The sequence below is a fragment of the Acinetobacter sp. YH12072 genome (genome assembly GCF_013419565.1).
Lineage (GTDB): Bacteria > Pseudomonadota > Gammaproteobacteria > Pseudomonadales > Moraxellaceae > Acinetobacter.
Genome location: NZ_VOZV01000021.1, coordinates 15612 through 38731, shown reverse-complemented (window position 1 = coordinate 38731; position 23120 = coordinate 15612). Strand labels below are relative to the sequence as shown.

The following is a 23120-nucleotide window of genomic DNA, read 5'->3' as shown; positions in this document are numbered from 1 at the left end:
ATCAATTCGCCCAAAAAATCTGGATTGCCCAGATCGCATATGCAAATACAGCAATAATCACTGCTGAAGTCAGTACAAGGCGTAAACCTGATGCTGATGGACCCATTTGACGAGTAGTCACATAGTCAGTGAATACCTGCCACATACCGATCCATGCATGCGCAACAAGAGATAAGACTGCCAACAAAGACATGATCTTCATTGGAACTGTCATCATAAAGCCGTACCATTGCTCGTAGTTGAAGCCACCATTCAGTAGGATCCAACCAAACACCACAACGGTATAAACAGCTAGAACTACAGCACTGATGCGTTGGACAAACCAATCACGAGAACCTGAACCTGTTAAACCAGTAGCACTTTTCATTAGAGTACGATCCATACAAATGCTGCAACAATACCGATTGCAGACAAGATTAATGAAATAGTAGCTGCAGTACGACCGCTTTGCAGTTCTTCTGCAACGCCGATATCTGCAAGTAAGTGCTTAATACCAGTGAACAAATGATAAATTAAGCCGGCTACAAATACCCATACGATAAAGCGGACAAAGAAACCGTTAAAGATTTCCTGCACTTCAGCAAAACCTTCTGCTGAAGACAATGATTTATCCAACAGCCACAAAAGGACCGGTACGAGTAAAAATACGATGACACCTGAAAGACGGTGTAGAATTGATGCAATAGCCACGGGTGATTTTAAGTTTACTTCTAAAACTTGACCCATGGACAAATTGACAGGTCTGTTGCTTTTCACAGCGGGCATCCTGTAGTTAAAAACTCCATCCGGAGTTTGTTGGAATTAATTCGAAGGAAAGCTGGCATTATCAGGCAAATACATGCCTAAACATAAAACGACACTGAATTATAAAACGTGAACTATTAAAATACAAACAACTGTATTTGGCTTTTTGAACAAAAAACCTTTAAATAAGAATCATTAACAATAACTTTAAGTTCTCCCCCACTTACTTTATCTTCATATTCTCATTCTAGATATTTGTTTTTTAATAATTAACTTGATTAATTTAGTCTGTTATCTAGCCAAGCTTCGACTAAGTAGATTTAGACTAAAGATGAACAGCAAAAATATAATTTCGATCCTAAATCCTTATTAATCCCAAGTAAAATCATAAGGATATATTTCACAAATAAATAATGACTATTTATATAAAGGCATCTCAATTTAGAATTTTTATACTAAAACCTACTTATCTCTTTGTAGATCATAGTTTTTTTGATGTTTTTAGACATTTTATATTCAAAAAAACACTTATTTATTTTTGTTTAAGTTGTATTAAACAAAGTGAAGTAAATTTACGAGCTATTTTTTAGCCGATTAAACAGAGCCAAAAAGAAAATTTATTGCTTTTATTTATAATTCAAGTTTGAAGTAAAAACTTAAGGAAATCGATGTAAGTTACGAGATTTATATAATTTTAAGTTGCAGTCTTAGAATATTTTCTCAATTTCTCCTTTATTTTTTGCTAGGAAAAAACGCTTACAAATACGGCAAAGACTATATTTTTTTCTGCACCTTCTGTTCAATTTGACTTATTATAGAGGTTTGGTACTGTGATTTTATTAAACTTTTTATACCAAGATAAATGACTAAACCACTGTGAGAATGTCATTTTTCATCCATAAGTATAATTGACAAAATTTCAGTAGCCACTAATCTTATAGCAAATTTTTGATCCGTCCGTTTTGTGCATTAAAAGATTGATAGGCAACTCGGATATACATTCACCAGGACAGGAGATCTATTGAATGTCTGAAGCAACTGGCAAGAAAGCCGTTTTACAGCTTGATGGCAAAGAAATTGAATTACCAATTTACAGCGGCACATTGGGCCCAGATGTAATCGACGTTAAAGATGTGTTGGCTGCAGGTCACTTTACTTTTGATCCTGGTTTTATGGCAACAGCTGCATGCGAGTCTAAAATCACTTTCATCGATGGTAATAAAGGTGTTCTTTTACACCGTGGCTACCCAATTGACCAGTTAGCAACTAAAGCTGATTACCTAGAAACTTGCTACTTACTTCTTAATGGCGAGCTTCCAACAGCTGAGCAAAAAGAAGAATTCGACGCTAAAGTTCGTAACCACACTATGGTTCACGATCAAGTAAGCCGCTTCTATAACGGTTTCCGTCGTGATGCTCACCCTATGGCAATCATGGTTGGTGTTGTTGGTGCGTTGTCTGCGTTCTATCACAACAATCTGGACATCGAAGATGTTAACCATCGTGAAATCACTGCGATTCGTTTAATCGCTAAGATTCCTACTTTGGCAGCTTGGAGCTACAAATACACTGTTGGTCAACCATTCGTTTACCCACGTAACGATTTGACTTACGCTGAAAACTTCCTGTACATGATGTTTGCAACTCCTGCAGACCGTGACTACAAAGTAGATCCAATCCTTGCGAAAGCAATGGACCGTATCTTCACGCTTCACGCTGACCACGAACAAAATGCTTCTACGTCTACAGTACGTTTAGCTGGTTCTACTGGCGCTAACCCATATGCATGTATCGCTGCTGGTATCTCTGCACTTTGGGGTCCTGCTCACGGTGGTGCGAACGAAGCTGTTCTTAAGATGCTTGATGAAATCGGCACTGTAGAAAACGTTGCTGGCTTCATGGAAAAAGTGAAAACTAAAGAAGTTAAACTCATGGGCTTCGGTCACCGTGTGTACAAAAACTTCGATCCACGTGCGAAAGTAATGAAAGAAACTTGTGACGAAGTTCTTGGTGCTCTTGGCATCAACGATCCACAGCTTGCTCTTGCTATGGAACTTGAGCGTATCGCGCTTTCTGACGAATACTTCATCAAACGTAACCTTTACCCTAACGTAGACTTCTACTCAGGTATCATCCTTAAAGCGATTGGTATCCCAACAGAAATGTTTACTGTGATCTTCGCGCTTGCACGTACAGTTGGTTGGATCAGCCACTGGTTAGAAATGCACAGCGGTCCTTACAAGATCGGTCGTCCTCGTCAGCTTTACACTGGTGAAGTTCAACGCGACATCAACCGTTAATTCGGTTAGCGTTGAAAGACGTAAAAACCACCCTTCTGGGTGGTTTTTTTATGACTGACAAAAACCAACACAACCAAGATGTGAAAAACTTAAAATAGTAAACCTAAAGAATTTTCAATTTCTACAAATTTCTAGAAATTACTCTTATATCGTTAAGGATTGAGTTTTAATGCTGTTTTACCTGCTTCCCTTCATCCTGAGAATGATTCGTTTTGATCAGTTTAAAAGCCGGAACTTAACTTCAGGGGAAATCAAGCTTTGCCAGCAAGTCTTTGCTGACCGGATTGACTATTCAGCAGTCCGTGTCATGAATCACCCTTTCCTGCCTTGGCAATCCAAGCATGTGATTATGGCACCAAGTGGTTATATTCACGTCCGCAACCTGAATTATCGGGACGATTATTCTAAAGAAAGCCGTTCTTATCAGGCGCTTTTCATTCATGAAATGGCGCATATTTATCAATATCAACAGAATATTAATGTGTTGTTTAAGGGCGCTTTTTTACAAGCCGCTTATTTTTTAAGTATGGGAAAATATAATCCTTACAAATATCAATTTAATCCCAACAAATCCTTTTTAGACTATAACATTGAACAACAGGGAGATATTGCACGCGATATTTTTCTAAAAAAAATTCCCAATATTATTTTAAAAAATCAGTTAAGCAGATGATATTGAATATTTTTCACTCAAGTATTCTGTTGATTTATATTTTTGGAAAATAAACTCATTTAAATCCAATTGAGTATTTTTGTGCATTTACCAGAATAAAAAAGCACCATAATAAGTCATTTCTGATCATAACTTTGTGTATCTGTTTCAATTCTCCTGAAACAGCTCTAGCATCTGCCTCAAATTTCGATAAAATAAGCCAAGTATGATATTTTTAGCTCGCAAATCAAGATTTAATGATCATGCGGTCATGACTTTTTTAATTTTGGCCATTTGGCATTTTGTTCGTATCAAACTGCACTCAGCTGGATAATTAGAATTTTAAAAATCAGTGATTTAGTGTATTCACCTATAGGAATAGGACTTAATTGGAATGAAAAGTTTTAAAATTGCGATTGCTCAATTCTCTCCACATGTGGGCAATTTAGATGCAAATACGCAGACAATGATAGATTTGGCAAATCAGGCCAAAAAAGATAATGCTGATCTTATTATTTTCCCTGAACTTTCAACTTTAGGTTATCCGGCTGAAGATTTATTAATTCGTCCAAGTCTGGCTAAACGTACAAAACTGGCGTTTGAGAAACTGACTGAAGTAAAAGATATCGTCATGGTCTTCGGTTTTGTCAATCAGACTGAAGATGGTGAACGTTATAACTCAGCAGCCGTCATGAAAGATGGTGAAGTTTTAGGGGTTTATAATAAGCAGACTCTGCCAAACTATGGTGTATTTGATGAGAAACGCTATTTTGGTGAAGGACATCAGCATCTGGTCTTCGAATATCTGGGACACAAGTTTGGTGTTCTGATCTGTGAAGATGTCTGGTCATTATCTACGGTTCAACAGCTGGCTCAATTGAATATTGATACTGCACTGGTTCTGAATGCTTCTCCATATGAAGTCGGCAAACCGCAACACCGTATCTATGCCATGGCTGCGCTGGTCAAACAGTTGAATATCAATCTAGTGTACTGTAACCAGGTAGGTGGCCAAGATGATCTAATCTTTGATGGTACCAGCTTTGTACTCAATAAATCAGGCGAAGTGGCTCTGCAAGCACCTAGCTTTGAAAAAGGCCTGTATATCGCTGAATATGATGCAGAAAAATTAGAGTTCAGCAAAGGCACGATTACTCCAGCCCTAGAAACTATGGCCGAGATTTATCAAAGTCTGGTGATGGCAACCCGTGATTATGTACAGCGTTCAGGTTTTCCAGGCGTGATTCTGGGTCTGTCTGGTGGTATTGACTCTGCCCTGACTCTTGCCATCGCAGCAGATGCGATTGGCCCTGACAAAGTTCAAGCAGTGATGATGCCTTATACCTATACTGCTCAGATCAGTGTAGAAGATGCCACTGAACAGGCAAAAACCATGGGTGTAACTTTCGGTATTGCCGAGATTAACCCGATTGTAAGTGGCTTCTTGCAAACCCTGTATCCCTTCTTTGGCAATGCCCCTGTAGATGCCACTGAAGAAAACCTGCAAGCACGTGCACGCGGTACGCTATTAATGGCGCTGTCTAACAAGTTCGGCAATCTGGTTCTGGCAACCGGTAATAAATCCGAACTTGCCGTTGGCTACTGTACGCTATACGGCGATATGGTCGGCGGCTTCGCGGTATTAAAAGATGTTTATAAAACCATTGTGTTTGAACTGGCAAAATACCGTAATAGCATCGCCGAAACTCCAGTGATTCCTGAGCGTGTAATTACCCGTCCACCATCTGCAGAACTTCGTCCAGATCAGGTCGATCAGGATTCATTACCAGCTTATGAAGTACTTGATGCGATTCTTTATGCTTATATTGAAGAAGATCTGAGTCAAGATGACATCATTGCCAAAGGCTTTGAAGCTGAAGTTGTGAAAAAAGTGATTCGTTTGGTGGATATTAACGAATACAAACGTCGTCAGGGTGCGATTGGTCCACGTATCAGCTCGCGTTCTTATGGTCGTGAACGTCGCTATCCGGTCGTTAATGGTTGGAAAGCAGGTATCTAAGTTTTAACAAAACTAGATTAGCTATAATGCCCAAGTAAATGCTTGGGCATTTTTTTATCTTTAAGCAATAAATAGAGTTAAGAAATTAAAAGAAGATTCAAAAATTTAAACAGACAGATATTTAGAAGAACTTTCTCTTAATTTTTTATTGATATTTTTATGGCACAAAAAAAGAGACCAAGCTGAGAGCTTGGTCTTTTAAAATGGTGGCTATGACGGGACTTGAACCTGTGACCCCCGCATTATGAGTGCGGTGCTCTAACCAACTGAGCTACATAGCCGTAAACTGTGTGCGCATTATCGTAATTTCAGGTTGTATCGTCAAGCATTTTAAACCACAAATGTTCAGTCTTTATGCAAATTAATCATAAACTATTAAACTTTGTACAAATCATGATTTAATTCGAAATCCAATAACAGAATCTACAAAAATTGGTACCAACTTTTAAAGCCAAATCTGAATCGAAGTCGTATCAAATAATATTTAATTTTAAGAATAACTTGCTGAAGAAACAAAATAAAAAGTGAATCTACTACCTTTTCCTATCGCTATAATGCTTTTCCAAATATGGCCAATAGTATCTCTGGATTAAAGCAAAACTGAAGATGACGAAATTCAAAATATACCTAAGCCTGCTCCTATTGAGTGTTATAAGTTTAGCCAATGCAACTGTTATTCATCCAAGCAGCAGATTTTCAGGATGTGATGATGTGAAGAGTCTGGCTCAAGAAGTCATGTTCTTTAGATTTAAAGGTGCACCTCAGAAATGGCTGATTCAACAAATGAAGCAGCGCTACGATACAGCGAATAATATCCATGCTCTGATTAGTATAAAACTTACTGAAAAAGCGTTTGAATATGAAATACCACAAGATCAGTCTGAACGTTCAGCCTTAATTAAAAACTTTGCAATTGATCACTACAATGAATGTGAGAAATCCATTTCAGATCGTGATCAATCTAAACAAGGAAATAACGGTATTACCGCACCCTTGGAAAGGGAAGTTTTAGAACACTAAAATTATGCTGATAGAAGCTTACTATTAGAAATAGCAGGCTATCTTTATGCAGTTTGATAGATTTTTCATTATCAAAATCTCAATTTTAACCTGTCCCTATAGTTTTATATAACAGGGATTTTTTGAATCTAAAATTACAGGTAATAATACATTATTAAAATCAGATGGCTTTTTTAAGTTAGTTTATCAATATTCTAAAATCATATTATTTTTAATATTAAAATATAATTATAAATCAACGATTTATAAAATATACCAACCATTAAAAATTATTAATTTGTTAAACATAATACTGAGGTATTTACTTGGTTTTATTTTTATAAAATACGCGTTATGATCAAAGTATAAACAACAATTCGTACACGATTTTAACGCGTCATATTTTTATAAAACTTATTTCCGACAAGGAGAATTCTAATGTCATTTGAACATATTTTAGTACCTGTTGACGGTTCAGAAACTTCCTACGCTGCAGTCGATAAAGCCGTCGAAATTGCCAAAGCATTTAACAGTAAAGTAACAGTGGTTCAGGTGCTGGCACTTGATCCCTATATCGCAGCTGAATACATCACAGCAGCTCAAACCAATGACCTGGTTGAACGTGCCCGTACTGCGATTCTGAAGACACTTGACGAAGCAAAAGCAAAATTTGCTGCGGCAGGTATTGATGCAGAAACTCAATTACTCGAAGGTCAGGTGATTTATAGTGAAATTGTCAAGGCGGCAGAATCCTTGAATACTGATCTGATTGTGATTGGTTCACATGGCCGCACTGGCTTCAAGAAACTGTTCCTAGGAAGTGTTGCGCAAAGCATCTTGGGACAGGCCAATGTTCCTGTAATGGTCATCCGTAAGTAATAAAAAATCCCCACTTCAATCAAGTGGGGATTTCTCTTTCAAACAAATCCATCCCATTGATACTGCTTTAAACTGACCCGATTTCCAGCACATAGAATCCCTTCTGCGCCTAACTTTTGCTGTTGAATATTATGTCCATATTCATCCAGTTTATTGAGACTGATCTTACCTTGAGCATTCAGGACACGATGCCAGGGCAAATCAGTTTCTGTATCAAGCTGACTTAAAACCCTACCCACCAGACGCGCATGTTTGGGTAAGCCAGCCAGTTTAGCGATCTGTCCATAGGTCGCTACCTTCGCATAAGGAATCTGGCTGACCACACTCAGAATCATTTGTGCCATTTCCTGGCTTGCACTTGATGTCATAGGCTTTCAGTCTTGATAGAAAATTCTAATAATTAGAAATTCTCCGGATTCTCTAAACGTTTCACTTCTTGTACTTTGTCAGGATGATGTACCGTTGCTACACCATCGGCATCTTTCTTATCAATCAGCATTTCCGGCTGGAAGATGGTGATGGTTTCATTTCCATTTGCATCCTCGCCTACAATATACTGAAAACCGCGACGGTTCATCTTGTGGCACATGCGCTGATACCAGCCTTTAAAGCCTTGGGTTTCTTCATTCGGGTTGTAATAAAAGGCATTCATTACGGCTGGCAAACCTAGGCCACAAACCACCCCGGAAAGAAGTACCACAATGAAGGTATATCCAATCAGAATACTGCTATACGCTTCCAGTTGTGGAATATTGGCCACTGCCAGAATCAGGGCTAAGGAAATCCCGCCACGTACCCCACCCCAAGACAGAATGGTTAAACTGCCGTTATAACTCTTCTTACGCATTCTAGGGAATAATGCAAAAGACAGATGGTTGGCCAGGAAGCGTGCCAAATGCAGAATTATGAAAGCGACAATCCCGCCTAGGACCAGACTGGTGCTTAGATCAATAATGAACAATTCCAGACCAATCAAGGTGAACAGGAAGGAATTGATAATCCCCTCTACCGTATGCCAGAAATGGTTTACATCACCGATGTCTGCATCAGCCAGAATTTCTTTCCATTTATTACCGACGATCAAGCCGCCAATTACACAGGCAATTGGTGCAGAAGCATGCGCCAGTAAAGCAATCAGATATGAACCACAAGCCAACAGTGCAGTAGTTAATATCAGTGATTCCATTTCATGTTTACCGCGCAGAATACGTAGAATCGCCAGACCAAAACCGATCCCGATCAAGACTGCCACGACAATTTCATAAAGCAATGTTTGCAGGACGGCGAGTACGGTAAAGTTTTCACCTTGCAGTACATTCAGTAAGGTCATAAATAATGCAATACACATCGCATCATTAAACAGCGACTCACCTTCCAGCTTCACGATCAAATGATGGGGTGCGCGTACCGAACTGAGTACACCTTTAATCCCAATTGGATCCGTTGCTCCGAGCGCAGCACCCAGCAATAGTAGGACCAATATATCGACGTGGTTACCAATCAGGAACTGATAACCGTATAGCGCAATACCAAAGAAAACTGCACAGAAAACTAATGCCAGACTGGCCAGAATACCAATCGGCCGCCAGTGATTGCGTAAATCTGAAACCTTAAACTTCAATGCGGATGATGTCAGAATGAAACAGATCACCCCATTAATCAGGAAGTCATAAAAATCGACATGGCGGACTGCTTTCTCAATATTATCAATATTGATGCTAAAAAATGGATTACCCTGTAGCAGACTTGCACACCATTGCAGGATAAAAACAAAAATAGCGGAAACAATCGGCACACCAATGGCTTGAGGAAAACTTAGAACACGTTTGTTGAACATGGTAGTGGCAATTGACAGAGCAAAGACCACTGTCAACAGTTGTAAAAAAAAGAAACTTCCCATTAGGTTTCCTAAGATTTGGCAATTTGCAGCCGTGAGCTGAAAGATTTACTTGAAATATAAATTTAAAAAAACAGTATATTTTAGCGGATCAAGTTTAATCCCATTTTTTTTCAAATTAAGTTAAGTTTCTTTTCAATATTCACAACTGATGATTTAACATACAGCCTTAAAGCACTTTATTGCTCACTCCTCCTTTCTATTTAGAAATTTTCTTCCATGCATCAAACTGTCAAAACTATATTCCGTCTGTGTCTCGCTGCTGTCATTTTTCTGGTCACACTTTCCTTGATGTTCACCTGTGTTACCAAAATTCAGGAAATCCTGAAAGCAGACCAACATTATCAGCAGGCCGTGAACATTCCTTTAAAGAGCAGTGCCAAAGCGCAATATGTACTGGTGTCTAATAATCAACGTCCAGACAACGCGCTGTTTATCCTGATTGCCGGAAATGGTTATGTAGCGAAAATCAGCTGTGAGCATTATGCGGCCCTATGTACTGATGACTATAACCAGTCACATACCCGGCAGATTCAAAATGTTAATTTAGTAAAAGTGAGAAATTATTTTTATATTGAAAATATTCAGTTCCAAGATAGTCGAACTGGTCAGATCACTAAACTCAGCTATTCCAGAAATGAATTGAAGCAATTTTATAATAATGACATCAGCAATTTAAAATATATTCTCTTTGCGATTTCGCTATTTGCCCTGGCTGCCTTGTTTGTCAGTATCAAGATTTTGAAAAACTTCCGTCGTTTTCTGGAAAAATAACTATTCAATCATTAGGGGAACATTTGCTCCCCTTTTTTGATCTTTATTTCTAGATATTTTGATTAAAGGTATCGCAAGCAGACATTTGTCCCGATTTCAAACCGGTATTAAACCATTTTACCCGCTGTGCACTGGTACCATGCGTAAAGCTGTCCGGAACGACATGGCCTTGGGCCTTTTTCTGCAGATAGTCATCACCGATCTTGTGTGCCGCATCCATGGCTTCCTGTACATCACCCTGCTCCAGGAATTGCGTACGCTCATGGTTATGATAAGCCCATACCCCAGCCAGACAATCCGCCTGTAGTTCTTGACGTACAGAAAGCTGATTACCCTGCGCTTGAGTGGCTTGTTGACGTGCCTGCTGTACCTGTGAAGAAATACCTAAAATGGTCTGGATATGATGACCCACCTCATGTGCTACCACATAGGCTTGAGCAAAATCGCCTGCCTGATCATTGCGAGATAACTCGGTTGAGTTCTGTTCCCCGCTAATTCCCATCTGAGTACGCATATCTTTAAAGAATGCCGTATCAATATAAACTTTCTGGTCTGCCGGACAGTAAAAAGGTCCCATGGCCGATTGCGCTGTACCACAACCAGAATTTACTACCCCACTAAATAGAACCAGTTTAGGCGGAGTATATTGCTGGTTCAGCTGCTGCTGAAATACTTGAGACCAGGTATCTTCTGTATCGGCAAGCACAGTTCCTACAAAATCGATTGCTTCTTGCTGCTCTGGCGTTGGATTTTCCAGACCTCGTGTTTCTGCACTAGAAACACCTTGCGTAACTTGCTTGGTGGTTTGATAGGCTTGCTGTGGATCAACGCCAAAAAACTTCCAGGCCACGAAAGCAATAATTAACCCGAGAATACTGATTCCACCGGCTTTGGCACCACCGCCACGACGGTCTTCTACATTGCTACTAACACGACGTCCTTTCCAGCGCATAGTGAGATTCCTTATAGTTTAAATTCAGCTTATTTTAACGGGCCTGATTTATACTTGCTTTGGTTTCGATCTGATTTTTTGAATAAAGCCAATCAAGATAAATACAATTAACCCTGCCACAAAACCAATCACCAGATTAATCAGTGTAGGCGTAACAGCCCCTACAATACTTCCTAGGCTAGGCATATGCTCTACATACTCAACCGAATCTTCAGTAAAATGATGAAACCATGGAATGGTATGGGCAATAATCCCGCCTCCGACCAGGAACATCGCAATCGTACCTACAATCGTGAGGGTTTTCATCAATTTAGGAGCAAAAGCCAGTAATCCACGGCCTATACTTTGCTTGAAGCTGGATGCCTGCTTAGTCAGGTACAAACCTAAATCATCAATTTTAACAATCATGGCGACGAAGCCGTACACCCCGACTGTCATTAATATGGCAATTCCTGCCAGTACGATGACCTTGGTGGTAAAAGCTGCGGCTGCCACCGTGCCCAAAGAAATCACTACAATTTCCGCAGATAAAATAAAGTCAGTTCGGATCGCACCCTTAATTTTCTCTTTTTCAAATGTGGCCAAATCGGTTTCGATCGTAGTGAATTCAGCCTCAGCATCTTCTTCAGTCTTGGCTTTCTTATGCTTTAAACTATGTAGAACTTTTTCTACGCCTTCATAACAGAGAAATAAACCGCCAATCATCAGTAAAGGATTGATTAACCAAGGCGCAACCACACTAATAAGTAAAGCCAAAGGAACAAGAATCAGCTTATTAATAAAAGAACCTTTCGCTACCCCCCACACCACAGGAAGTTCACGTTCTGCCCGTACACCGCTGACTTGCTGGGCATTTAATGCCAAGTCATCCCCCAAGACACCTGCCGTCTTTTTTGCAGCCATCTTGCTCATCACGGCAACATCGTCTAAAACAGTCGCAATATCATCCAATAATATTAATAAGCTGCTCGCCATTCTTGTTATCCTTATCATCTTTAGACATATTTTAATGAAAATATTTAAAAAATATTGTATTCACTTGTTTAATTAATAAGATTTTTTTACTGCGGCTTTTTTTCTGGCTGACATTCAAAAACAGAATGCCGTACAATGTGGCCATTCGTTAAAATATAGATGTAGTACAGACTACTTTTTGGAATAGATAATGAGTAATCAAGATAATCGTCCAGTAATCTTGACTGGCGACCGTCCTACCGGACAGCTTCACCTTGGCCATTTTGTCGGTTCATTACGCTCTCGCGTAGGTTTACAAGATTCTCACCATCAACATTTGTTACTCGCTGATGCTCAAGCCCTGACAGATAATGCAGACAACTTTGAAAAAGTACGTCGCAATATTATTGAAGTAGCAACAGATTATCTGGCTGTCGGTATTGATCCAACCAAAACTACTATCTGTGTTCAGTCTTGCCTGCCAGCCTTAAACGAACTGACTATGCTCTATCTGAACTTTGTGACAGTTTCACGTCTAGAGCGCAACCCGACCATTAAATCAGAAATTCAGATGCGTGGTTTTGAGCGTGATATTCCTGCAGGTTTCTTATGCTATCCAGTGGCTCAAGCAGCAGATATCACAGCCTTTAAAGCAACTGTAGTTCCGGTGGGCGAAGACCAGATTCCAATGATCGAACAGACCAATGAGATTGTACGTCGCCTTAACCGTCAGATTGGCCGTGAATTACTGCCTGAATGTAAGGCGCTGCTTTCTAATGTGGGACGCTTACCAGGTTTTGACGGTAAAGCGAAAATGTCTAAATCATTAGGTAATACTATTGTTCTAGATGCCTCTGACAAAGACATCAAAAAAGCTGTCAATGCGATGTATACCGATCCGAATCACCTGCGCATCGAAGATCCAGGCCAAGTTGAAGGCAATGTGGTATTTACTTACCTGGATGCATTCGACACCAATAAAGAAGAACTGGAAGAACTGAAAGCACATTATCGCCGTGGTGGTTTAGGTGATGGTACAGTAAAAAAACGTCTGGAAGGTATTCTGAAAGAGCTGATCGGTCCGATTCGTGAACGTCGTATGGAACTGGCTAAAGACCCGGATTACATCATGGATATTTTGAAAACGGGTACAGATAAATGCCGTGACATTACACAGGCCACTTTAGATGAAGTGAAAACAGGCTTAGGTGTTTTCCATTTCTAAGCTAGACAATATTTAAAAAAGCCCTTTATAAAGGGCTTTTTTTATTTAAGGCCAAAATGCGCAAAAATAAGGCAAGTTTCCACACAGATTCTTCATAGTTTTAACCTTACTTAACATCTATTAACATGAATACTGATGAGTCACATGAGAATGAGTCCTAATATACTTACATACAGTAAGGAATCAAATTTAACTCTCTCCACAGTTAATCTTGATTTAGTTTTGAAAGAAACTTCCTTTTTCTACGCAATGACAACCCCAATCATTGCGTTTTTTTTGTCTGTAATTTTTGAAAATATAAAAAAATCCTGCCAGATGAGCAGGATTTTGTTGTGTCTTGAATATTAATATTTGAACAAGCCTTTTTCTAATGGAATTTCAATTCCAATAGAGGCACCGCCATCCTGACCATTTACATCTGAGTCACTTATCCAGGCATTAATTTTAAGTGGCATTTCTGGACGAATATAATGCGACCAGGTGACATCTAGTGCTTTAATTTCATCATCAAAAGCAAAAGCAGCATTATTTACACTTGCACGCTCAGACTGATTGACTTCAGCAAACAATACCCGCCCAGATAAACGGTTCATCGGATCAAAACGGATATCACCACCTACTGAAACCATCTGTGCATCACCACCTAAAGCATGTGCCAGCGGATAACCATGCTGATAAAAACCATCAGTATAATTGGTATGGTTATAAGAAATACCTCGCACCTTGCCGTTAGTACGTGTATCTGCCCATTCTGTATAAAGTTGATATGGCATATTTCTTACAGTCGAAGAATAGTCTATTCCAGCCAGATACATTTTCTTCGCAGGCAGACCACCCGCTTCATCTTCACCTACATATTGCCCATAGAAGCCCATAGGTACCTGTGTCAAAGGAAACAGGTTCAGGCGTGCATCGAAACCCGCGATCTGGTTCGATGGGTCAGGTTCACCCGTACCACCATTATCTTTATTCCCGACAAAAGCATCCCATAATGAACTTAAGCTTTCAGGACGTCCTTCCCCACCCCATTGAATCGCACGAGAAGCACCTAGCTCCAGGTAAGATAAAGGTTGTGCTGTTACACGAAGACCAATTAGTTTGGCATCTGGAACGGCAGTATAATCATCCAATTGTCCTGCAAAAGCCTGATATTGCCACGGTCCAATCCAGGACAGCCATTTAGTTTCAAAAGCTGTTTGTTCTGCACGTTGTGCCATAAATCCATATACTGGGCGGCTAGCATCGCCGCGAATCAAGCTGCCATCATGTCCCGGACCCCAATAGGTCGGAATTTGGCCGGCAATCAGCCATTGATTCCAGAGTTTCCCTGCTAGATAAGATCCTTCCAGATTTACATCCTGATCATTCTCAATTTGTCGATCTTTTTCGGCATTAACCCGGAGTTTGGCATCCCAGTTTTCGCCACCTGCATTAAACTCTAAAGCTGCCTGAAATTGTGCCTTTTGCTGATCGCCAAAGGCTTGAGGAATATCTTTTGGATCACTTTCCGCAAATAAGCCTACTTTGAGCTGCTGATTGTCTGCTGTTAATTTTGCCAGAACTGAATCAATAACACGTTGTTGTACTTTGTTACTCACTTGTGCATTGGATAGAGCACGTTGAATTTCATCACCACTGAGCGGCCAGGTCGAGGTACTGATCTGGATCACCCCTTGCTGGTTTAACCAGTTCAAGTCAGTACGAAGATTTGCATCATTCAGAACCAGCCCTTGAGCAAAAACAGGAAGTGAAAGTGTCGTAAGAAGTACACTTAATAATGGTTTTTTTAGAAACATGGGATCAATATTCTCAAGTTTATTTTTGCCTAACCATAGATATTTCAAAAACAATATTCAATGGCGAAACTGTATCAGTATAATATGAAACCCTAGATTTAATTGACTTTCAAAATAATAAATCGCTTCGAGAAATGAGATAGAAATACAAAAATGAAATTACAAATGTAAAAAATAGAATTAAATAATGCTGGGTTTTAATTTTATTTAAAATAAATACTGAACACATAAAAAAGGCAGTTTTAAAAACTGCCTTTTTTCGAATAAGTCATTAGTGTTTATGACGCATATGCGGGAATAAGATTACATCACGGATACTTGGTGCATTCGCAAAGATCATCACCAGACGGTCAATACCGATCCCTTCACCTGCTGTAGGAGGCAGACCATATTCCAGAGCTTCAATGAAGTCAGCATCATAGTGCATTGCTTCATCATCACCCGCATCTTTCTCAGCAACCTGTGCCTGGAAGCGTTCAGCCTGATCAATCGGGTCATTTAATTCTGAGAAGCCATTTGCCAGTTCACGACCACCGATAAAGAATTCAAAACGGTCTGTAATATGCGGATTTTGATCATTACGGCGAGCTAGTGGAGAAGTTTCCGCTGGATATTCAGTCACGAATGTAGGCTGACGTAGTTGAGTTTCTACCGTTTCTTCAAATACGATTGTTTGCAGTTTACCCAGACCAAAACCTGGTTTTACCTGTTCTTTCAGTTCTTCCTGAATGAATTTCGCCAGGAACTCACGGTCATTGACATTTTCTGGAGTGAACTGTGGATTGTGCTCAAGAATGGCGTCAAACATTGAGATCTTTTTAAATGGTCCTTTGAAGCTAAAGACTTCATCGCCATAAGGCACATCAGTGGTACCCAGAATATCAATTGCCAGTTTTTCCAGCATTTGCTCTGTCAATTCCATCAGGTCTTTGTAATCTGCATACGCCTGGTAGAATTCGATCATAGTGAATTCAGGGTTATGACGAGTAGAAACACCTTCATTACGGAAGTTACGGTTAATTTCGAATACGCGCTCGAAACCACCCACAACCAGACGTTTCAAATAAAGCTCAGGTGCAATACGCAGGAACAACGGCATATCCAGTGCATTATGATGCGTTTCAAATGGACGCGCAGATGCTCCACCAGGAATTACGTGCATCATCGGGGTTTCAACTTCCATAAAACGTTTGTCGTTCAGGAAGCTACGAATACCGGCAACAACTTTGGCACGAACTTCAAAAGTTTTACGGGTTTCTTCATTTACGATCAGATCAAGATAACGCTTACGATACTTCACTTCAGTATCAGTCAAACCATGGAACTTGTCTGGAAGTGGACGTAATGATTTTGTCAGTAATTCAAAATGTTCGATATGAACATACAGGTCACCTTTACCAGAACGACCGATATAACCTTCAACTGCAATGATATCGCCCAGATCCAGGCCTTTGATCGTTGCAAGTACTTCTGGCTCAAGTTCTTTACGTGGAACATAAAGCTGAATACGACCGGTCATATCCTGAATCACGATGAATGAACCGCGGTTCAACATCACACGACCTGCTACTTTTACATGAACGTGTTCGCCAGCTTCAATTTCTTCTTTAGATTTATCAGCAAACTGGTCTTGTAAGTCTTGCGCATAATGTTCACGTTTAAATGTGTTTGGCCATGGGCTAACACCAGTTTCTTTTGCGTGGTCTTGAATCTGCTTTAACTTGGCATGACGCTGTGCAATTAAATCGTTTTCGGAAATGATTTGTTCAGAAGTCGATTGAGCGTTATTTTGCGTCATCTCTGCCTCGGATAAGATTAGTTAAAAAATAGAAGTTGCATAGAATAGCAGAAATCTGCATCAAATCGTAGCGTAAAGACTTCCCACACGCGGCTTTTCTTGAGAAAAATTTCTGGATATATGAAATTTTTAAAAACAAATGATTTGCATTATTTTCAGTTTCGAATTTTATGATTGGTTTTTTAAAATATTGCCCAACTTTTGTTAGATGAAAGTCCAAGACCTCAACCCTCTGCACAAATTATGCCTTTATATCCCATATCAGCTTAGACCAATAGCTAACTGCTTCCTCGAAATAGACGTTTTACAATAATGACCATATTAAAAGGTGGTGTCTTAACACCCTGACCACGACTTTGCCATGTCCGATAAAAATGAGTAAAAATATGTCTAAAATATTGTTTTTTCATGGCTTGGATTCGTCAAAACAGTCCACGAAATTTCATGCAATTGATGCAATGCATAAATATTGTATAGATGTGGATTATCGCAATCTGAGCTACCAGTCGGTAGCCGATTTCTACCACGAAATGGTTGAAACCATTAAACCGGATATTCTGGTCGGACACAGTCTGGGCGGTTATTGGGCGCTAAAAATGTCACAAGCTCATCAGATCCCTTGTGTGATCGCGAATCCTAGCTTGCAACCGAATTTCCGCGATGATTATCCTGCGATTTGTGACAGTGATTTGCAGCATGATATTCCGCAAATGGCCTATCTGGAATTAGGCGATGAAATTCTGGATATGCATGCAGCACAGGCACAGCTTGAAGATTATATGCAAATTCATGCCATTGAAGGTGGTCATCATCGTCTGGAACATCCCGAACAGATTAACGACCTGATTCAGGAAATTGAATATCATTTTATCCGGCAATAAAAAAGCCCCAATAGTTGGGGCTTTTTTGATCATTCAGACTTAAGCAACTGCAGCTTCAGGCTGGGATTTATCATCAAGTACTGACCAGATGTCCAGGCCTAATTCACCGTGTAAATCTGGCAGATCAAGAAAGATGCTCGCACCTAGAACCTGATGCTGACATTTTTCAGCCAATTCATGAACTGCTTTCAATGTACCGCCAGTTGCCAGTACATCATCCACAATAATCACTTTTTGTCCCTGAACTTCTGCAGACATTTCCAGACGGTCCAGGCCATATTCAAGGCTATAACCTACACCTACCACTGGAGGCGGCAATTTACCTGCTTTACGAACCAGCAATAAGCCTTTGCCAGTACGCTGCGCCAACAGACTTGCCAGCACAAAACCACGTGCTTCCACTGCCACAAAGCTGTCTACTTCAGCAAGCTTTTCTTCAGGAATGCTGGCAATCAGAGCATCAGTTAATGGACCCAGATTATTCATGAATAATGGAGTCAAATCGAAGAAACAAATGCCTGGTTTTGGGAAATTCTGGACAGTACGAATGTGAGACCACAGAGAAGTAGACAAATTGCTCATGGGAGATCTTTAAACAAGGAAAGGAATAGGTGAATTTTAAACTAAATTAACAATGTGTAACAACAACGACTGTGCAACATTAAAGCAGAAAATAATAATAACCAATTGATTTAAATATATAAATTTATTTTAAAAAATATTTAATAAAGACTTTGCTGACTCTAAGTTAACTGATTTTAATCATTTTTTCTGCCCGACTTTGGTCTACAGCTTAATCTAAGTCAGAAGAGTATTTTATAAAACTAAAAATACAACTCTTTGCCTAACCTTAAATATATTTCTAGTAGTGAAATATCTAGGGACTGACCTTTCTGCTGTTAATTTCACTGATTAAACTTTTATTCGCTTTACTTTATGAATAGAACTGCGTAAAAATTTAGCCAAATATGTTTACTATTAAAAGTCATATTCTTTAGGGTCTTGCCATTTGTGGATTTTAAGCTGACAGCTACAGTTGGTCAGTTTTGGAGAGTTATATGAAAAAATATCAATGCATCGTTTGTGGATGGATTTATGACGAGGCAGAAGGTTGGCCTCAGGACGGAATCGTTCCTGGAACCAAATGGGAAGATATTCCTGATGACTGGACTTGTCCGGATTGTGGTGTTTCTAAAGTCGATTTTGAAATGATTGAAATCTAATCATGTTCTTTTAAAGACCATATTGAATGGTCTTTTTTATGTCCTTTATACCTGAAAAAAACTAATTTAAAAAAGCATGGAGAATCGTATGCATCCTATCGTCATCATTGGTTCGGGCATGGCGGGTTATGCTGTTGCCCGTGAGTTTCGCAAACTCAACCCAGACCATGAACTTGTCATGATTTGTGCTGATGATGCGACTAATTATGCAAAACCTACGCTTTCTAATGCTTTAGCAGGAAACAAAGCGCCAGAACACATCCCTTTGGGTGATGCAGAAAAAATGTCAGCACAGCTGAAAATGCGCATCGAAAAAAACACCTGGGTCAAAGTGATTCATCCTGAACAACATCAGCTAACTTTAGAAAAAGACGGTCAGGAAAGCACACAGGATTATTCTAAACTGGTGCTAGCTGTAGGTGCCAATCCAGTACGCCTAGCCATTGCCGGTGATGCCAGCGACGATATTCATATGGTCAATAACCTGACTGACTATAAAGCTTTCCGTCATAATCTGGCAGCACGTGAGGATAAACGCGTGGTGATTCTAGGCGCAGGCCTGATCGGCTGTGAATTTGCCAATGACTTGCAGCATACCAATCATCAGGTCACTGTGATTGATCTGGCACCCCAGCCTTTAGGTCGCTTATTACCAGCTCATGTCGCAGATGCTTTTCAGCAAAATCTTGAAGAGACGGGCATTCATTTTGTATTAGGAACAACAGTTGAAAAAGTCTCTAAAGTTGAAAATGGTGACTATCTGGTCACACTTGCCAATGGCCAGTCGGTAGTTGCCGACGTGGTGCTCTCTGCTGTGGGCTTACAACCGAATATTTCTGTCGCAAAAGAAGCCGATATTCATACCAGTCGCGGGATTCTGACCAATACAAAACTAGAAACCAATCAACCGGACATTTATGCAGTAGGCGACTGTGCGGAAGTAAATGGAATGCTTTTGCCATATGTCATGCCAATCATGCAGCAGGCTCGTGCCCTGTCTAAAACATTGAATGGCGAACATACTGCAGTCCATTATCCAGCAATGCCAGTTGCTGTAAAAACACCAGCTGCGCCATTGACTGTCCTTCCCGCTCCGGTAGATGTCGAAGTAACTTGGGAAAATGAAGAGTTTGATGACGGTATGCTGGCCAAAGCCTTTGATGCTAGTGGCACTTTACGTGGTTTTGTCCTGCTCGGTGCCACTGCTGCCAAACAACGCCTAGCATTGACCAAGCAGGTTCCTGACTTGATTCCAGCTACAGTTTAGATGTTTAATACAAAGGACATTTTTTAAGCGAAATGTCCTTTAATCAGGAAATACATCATGCATAGTGCCTTGCAGTTCAATCATTCTCCGTATACCGCTTTCATGCGTGAAACCAAGGTCGATCTTGGCAATGGCATCGAATTGCACGTGGAAGTCGGAGGAAATCCTGAACACCCGACCATTCTGCTGATTATGGGACTTGGGGCACAGATGCTGTACTGGCCGGACTTCTTCTGTAAATCCCTCATTGATCAGGGCTATCATCTGGTGCGTTTTGACAACCGGGATATTGGTTTATCTTCCAAAATTCACCATAAAGGGCCTCGCTTAAACACTTTAAAAATGATGAGCCGTTTTGTACTGGGTTTAGGCAATCAGGGCGCGCCTTATACGCTGTACGATATGGCAGATGATGTACATCTTCTGATTGAAAAAATGGGACTGGGTCAGGTCTATGTGCTCGGTGCCTCTATGGGCGGCATGATTGCCCAGATTCTGGCCGCACGTTATCCTGACAAAGTTAAAAAAATGGGTTTACTGTTTACCAGTAATAACCAGCCACTGTTACCTCCGCCTTTTCCAAAGCAACTCTTTAGTTTAATTGACAAACCCGCTTCCACAGATGAAGATGGCATTGTCGATCATAGCTTGAAGCTGTTTAATATTATTGGCTCGCCGGGTTATGTGAATCATCTGGAAGCGATTCAGACCGCCCGTAAGTTATATAAGCGAAGTTACCATCCAGCGGGTGTACTTCAACAGTTTTTAGCAATATTATGTACGGGTTCATTGCTGCAACTGGACAAGCAAATCCAACAAGAGACCCTGGTGGTTCATGGTGCTCGTGACAGATTGCTGCCTCCTAGTCATGGTAAGGCTGTTGCAAAAGCAATTTCAGGGGCTAAATTTGAATTAATTGATGGAATGGGGCATGATATCCCTCCGCATTTTATTCCATATCTTAGCGAATTATTTGCTGATCATTTTAAATCATAAACATTAGGACACTATGGCTGCATTACCATCCCTAAGACAGCTGTCATACCTCGTAACACTGTCTGAGACGCTGCATTTTACAGAAGCTGCTCGCCGCTCATTTGTTACCCAGTCAACTTTGTCTGGCGGTATTATGGAGCTGGAGCGTTTACTCGGTGGCGTTCTTGTTGAACGCGATCGCCAGAATGTACGTTTAACGCCGCTTGGTGAACAAGTGGTTGCACGTGCCCGTGTTCTACTGGCTGATGCTCAGGACTTAATGCGTTTAAGTCGTGAAATGAGTGAACCATTAACCGGTGATCTGCATCTTGGCGTTATTCCAACCATTGCCCCTTTCATCCTGTCGCAATTTCTGGATGAAGTGCATCAGCAGCTACCGAAAATCCAGCTACATTTACATGAAGCTCAAAGTGAGAAAATTGTAGAGAAACTGGAGCATGGTAATCTGGATATGGTGGTGCTCGCTCTACCTTTCGATACCCGTAGCTTGAAAGTTGCTGAAATTGCCAAAGAGAATCTGTATCTGGTACATCACAAATCTGACCAGAATGCGGCTCAAGCCAAATCTCTGGAAGATCTGGACCTGTCTCGCCTGATGCTGCTTGAAGAAGGTCATTGCTTGCGTGATCATGCATTGAGTGCCTGCCCGATTGGTGAGCGTAAAAATGATCACCGCCTGAAAGCAAGTTCATTACCGACGTTAATTGAAATGGTGTCTGCTGATCTTGGTTTCACCCTGTTGCCAGAAATTGCGCTGCATACCAATATGATCAAAGCCAATCCGGATCTGCGCATCAATCCAATTAATGCTGCACCAAGCCGTACTCTGGCGCTGGTCACTCGTAAGAGCACACCGCTACAAAGCGAATTCGATGTGTTATTACAAATTTTGCAAAAAATTACTGCTCACGATGCAGCTTAATTAAGCCCTAATAAAAAAGGAGCACTTAGATTGCTCCTTTTTTATTGCCTGTGTCTTCTGATAAAGTAAATTTTTATAAATTCAGTCAATTAAAATGATTCAAAACCAATTTTTAAACTTTAACTATTTATAATATATAAAAATTAAATCCCTATTTCTGGGGATTGGCATTGAAACCAATTTAAGCCAAAATACATCTGTATATTAATTACTCTCAGGATAAGATTTCTTTGGCCTCATTTTTGCCCGCACCGGTATTATTGGTGCAACCTTATCCACCACCGCTCTCTTCCAATCTTGATCTTGTATTGCTACAGCTCGGTTATCAACCGGATATGCTGTCCTATACCAATCATCTGTCTGCTCAATCCCATATTGAACAGTATCTTCCCAATCTCGTGTTATATGAGATTCATGAGAAAGTACAGCTTAAGAATTTTAATGTAATTCAAGCACGAATCCAGATTCCTCATCTGATTGTAGTTTTAGCTGATGATTCAGCTGAAATGATTAATTTATTCTTGTCATCTGGCGTGGATCGATATCTGATTGCATCGCATCCTGTTTCAAAAGTAGTAGCAGGCCTGAAAATCATCCTACGTGGCGGTTCCTATTTACATCCTGAATTAGCCCGTTATTTAGTGAGTCAGGAAACAAAGATACATCTTTTAAATCAGACTGAAGTACAGATGTTAAAGTATTTCAGCCAAGACCTGACTTTGGCCGAAATTCAAAACAGATTAAGTCTGCACGATTACCAGATTTATGCTGCTATTCGCAGAATCTATCAAAAGCTCGTGAAGCCATTAACTGGTTTCCAAACCTAATAGGGTATAAAAAA

Annotated in this window: 22 protein-coding genes and 1 tRNA gene; 13 read left to right on the top strand and 10 right to left on the bottom strand. The window is 40.2% G+C overall.

What is annotated here, in order from left to right; genetic code table 11:
• Window position 1: 1 nt before the first annotated feature.
• Window positions 2–367: a succinate dehydrogenase, hydrophobic membrane anchor protein gene (gene sdhD, locus FTU19_RS10295; protein WP_004782980.1), complete on the bottom strand. Its 366-nt coding sequence runs from the start codon at window positions 365–367 to the stop codon at window positions 2–4.
• Window positions 367–765 carry a succinate dehydrogenase, cytochrome b556 subunit gene (sdhC, locus tag FTU19_RS10290; RefSeq protein WP_034705238.1) on the bottom strand — a complete coding sequence of 133 codons (399 nt, stop codon included), beginning with the start codon at window positions 763–765 and terminating at the stop codon, window positions 367–369. The genes sdhD and sdhC overlap by 1 nt, the downstream gene beginning before the upstream one ends.
• A gap of 1004 nt (window positions 766–1769) precedes the next feature.
• Between sdhC and gltA the strand changes: the two genes are divergently transcribed.
• The 3 genes from gltA to FTU19_RS10275 all read left to right on the top strand — a co-directional run bounded on the left by gltA (window position 1770) and on the right by FTU19_RS10275 (window position 5716).
• A complete protein-coding gene (gene gltA / locus FTU19_RS10285; RefSeq protein WP_004782984.1) occupies window positions 1770–3044 on the top strand; it encodes a citrate synthase in 1275 nt (424 codons plus the stop codon).
• 169 nt (window positions 3045–3213) lie between these two features.
• On the top strand, window positions 3214–3717 hold the full coding sequence (locus FTU19_RS10280; protein WP_180131067.1) for a hypothetical protein: 504 nt from the start codon (window positions 3214–3216) through the stop codon (window positions 3715–3717).
• Window positions 3718–4090: 373 nt separating this feature from the next.
• Window positions 4091–5716 carry an NAD+ synthase gene (locus FTU19_RS10275; protein ID WP_180131065.1) on the top strand — a complete coding sequence of 542 codons (1626 nt, stop codon included), beginning with the start codon at window positions 4091–4093 and terminating at the stop codon, window positions 5714–5716.
• A gap of 204 nt (window positions 5717–5920) precedes the next feature.
• Here the strand turns inward: FTU19_RS10275 and FTU19_RS10270 are convergent.
• Window positions 5921–5997, bottom strand: a tRNA-Met gene (locus tag FTU19_RS10270).
• A gap of 325 nt (window positions 5998–6322) precedes the next feature.
• Between FTU19_RS10270 and FTU19_RS10265 the strand changes: the two genes are divergently transcribed.
• Window positions 6323–6736: a hypothetical protein gene (locus FTU19_RS10265; protein WP_218955203.1), complete on the top strand. Its 414-nt coding sequence runs from the start codon at window positions 6323–6325 to the stop codon at window positions 6734–6736.
• 417 nt (window positions 6737–7153) lie between these two features.
• Entirely contained in the window at window positions 7154–7594 is a 441-nt protein-coding gene (locus tag FTU19_RS10260) for a universal stress protein (RefSeq protein ID WP_004782991.1), read from the top strand.
• Between the two features lie 38 nt (window positions 7595–7632).
• On the opposite strand, the gene FTU19_RS10255 is transcribed toward FTU19_RS10260, so the two are convergent.
• Window positions 7633–7929, bottom strand: coding sequence for an MGMT family protein (locus FTU19_RS10255; RefSeq protein ID WP_125278749.1), 297 nt, complete (start codon window positions 7927–7929; stop codon window positions 7633–7635).
• A 65-nt stretch (window positions 7930–7994) separates the two neighbouring features.
• Window positions 7995–9494, bottom strand: a complete 1500-nt coding sequence (locus FTU19_RS10250; RefSeq protein ID WP_179992115.1) for a sodium:proton antiporter — start codon at window positions 9492–9494, stop codon at window positions 7995–7997.
• Window positions 9495–9710: 216 nt separating this feature from the next.
• Between FTU19_RS10250 and FTU19_RS10245 the strand changes: the two genes are divergently transcribed.
• Window positions 9711–10265 carry a hypothetical protein gene (locus tag FTU19_RS10245; protein ID WP_180131063.1) on the top strand — a complete coding sequence of 185 codons (555 nt, stop codon included), beginning with the start codon at window positions 9711–9713 and terminating at the stop codon, window positions 10263–10265.
• A 49-nt stretch (window positions 10266–10314) separates the two neighbouring features.
• On the opposite strand, the gene FTU19_RS10240 is transcribed toward FTU19_RS10245, so the two are convergent.
• Together FTU19_RS10240 and FTU19_RS10235 are read right to left on the bottom strand one after the other, a co-directional pair.
• Window positions 10315–11217, bottom strand: coding sequence for a neutral zinc metallopeptidase (locus tag FTU19_RS10240; RefSeq protein WP_179992117.1), 903 nt, complete (start codon window positions 11215–11217; stop codon window positions 10315–10317).
• Between the two features lie 48 nt (window positions 11218–11265).
• Window positions 11266–12192 carry a DUF808 domain-containing protein gene (locus FTU19_RS10235; protein ID WP_180053110.1) on the bottom strand — a complete coding sequence of 309 codons (927 nt, stop codon included), beginning with the start codon at window positions 12190–12192 and terminating at the stop codon, window positions 11266–11268.
• Window positions 12193–12382: 190 nt separating this feature from the next.
• Between FTU19_RS10235 and trpS the strand changes: the two genes are divergently transcribed.
• Window positions 12383–13396, top strand: a complete 1014-nt coding sequence (trpS, locus tag FTU19_RS10230) for a tryptophan--tRNA ligase (RefSeq protein WP_005234596.1) — start codon at window positions 12383–12385, stop codon at window positions 13394–13396.
• A gap of 344 nt (window positions 13397–13740) precedes the next feature.
• On the opposite strand, the gene FTU19_RS10225 is transcribed toward trpS, so the two are convergent.
• Both FTU19_RS10225 and lysS read right to left on the bottom strand, forming a co-directional pair.
• The gene (locus FTU19_RS10225; protein WP_159122821.1) at window positions 13741–15192 is read right to left on the bottom strand and encodes a capsule assembly Wzi family protein; all 1452 of its coding nucleotides are present in this window, start codon (window positions 15190–15192) and stop codon (window positions 13741–13743) included.
• A gap of 271 nt (window positions 15193–15463) precedes the next feature.
• Complete coding sequence (gene lysS / locus FTU19_RS10220; protein ID WP_034704199.1) at window positions 15464–16990, bottom strand: lysine--tRNA ligase; 1527 nt, start codon at window positions 16988–16990, stop codon at window positions 15464–15466.
• Between the two features lie 386 nt (window positions 16991–17376).
• Here lysS and FTU19_RS10215 point away from each other — a divergent pair, with 386 nt between their 5' ends.
• Window positions 17377–17871, top strand: a complete 495-nt coding sequence (locus FTU19_RS10215; protein ID WP_034704192.1) for a YqiA/YcfP family alpha/beta fold hydrolase — start codon at window positions 17377–17379, stop codon at window positions 17869–17871.
• A 39-nt stretch (window positions 17872–17910) separates the two neighbouring features.
• On the opposite strand, the gene FTU19_RS10210 is transcribed toward FTU19_RS10215, so the two are convergent.
• Window positions 17911–18453: an adenine phosphoribosyltransferase gene (locus FTU19_RS10210; RefSeq protein ID WP_004783009.1), complete on the bottom strand. Its 543-nt coding sequence runs from the start codon at window positions 18451–18453 to the stop codon at window positions 17911–17913.
• Between the two features lie 476 nt (window positions 18454–18929).
• Here FTU19_RS10210 and rubA point away from each other — a divergent pair, with 476 nt between their 5' ends.
• The 5 genes from rubA (at window position 18930) to FTU19_RS10185 (ending at window position 23106) form a co-directional block, all read left to right on the top strand.
• Window positions 18930–19094: a rubredoxin RubA gene (gene rubA / locus FTU19_RS10205; protein ID WP_004783011.1), complete on the top strand. Its 165-nt coding sequence runs from the start codon at window positions 18930–18932 to the stop codon at window positions 19092–19094.
• Between the two features lie 88 nt (window positions 19095–19182).
• Window positions 19183–20361 carry a rubredoxin reductase RubB gene (rubB, locus tag FTU19_RS10200; protein WP_175967056.1) on the top strand — a complete coding sequence of 393 codons (1179 nt, stop codon included), beginning with the start codon at window positions 19183–19185 and terminating at the stop codon, window positions 20359–20361.
• Between the two features lie 57 nt (window positions 20362–20418).
• A complete protein-coding gene (gene estB / locus FTU19_RS10195; RefSeq protein WP_034704187.1) occupies window positions 20419–21357 on the top strand; it encodes an esterase EstB in 939 nt (312 codons plus the stop codon).
• A 13-nt stretch (window positions 21358–21370) separates the two neighbouring features.
• On the top strand, window positions 21371–22279 hold the full coding sequence (gene oxyR, locus FTU19_RS10190) for a LysR family transcriptional regulator OxyR (RefSeq protein ID WP_005234587.1): 909 nt from the start codon (window positions 21371–21373) through the stop codon (window positions 22277–22279).
• A gap of 230 nt (window positions 22280–22509) precedes the next feature.
• The gene (locus FTU19_RS10185; protein ID WP_180131060.1) at window positions 22510–23106 is read left to right on the top strand and encodes a helix-turn-helix transcriptional regulator; all 597 of its coding nucleotides are present in this window, start codon (window positions 22510–22512) and stop codon (window positions 23104–23106) included.
• Window positions 23107–23120: the final 14 nt, after the last annotated feature.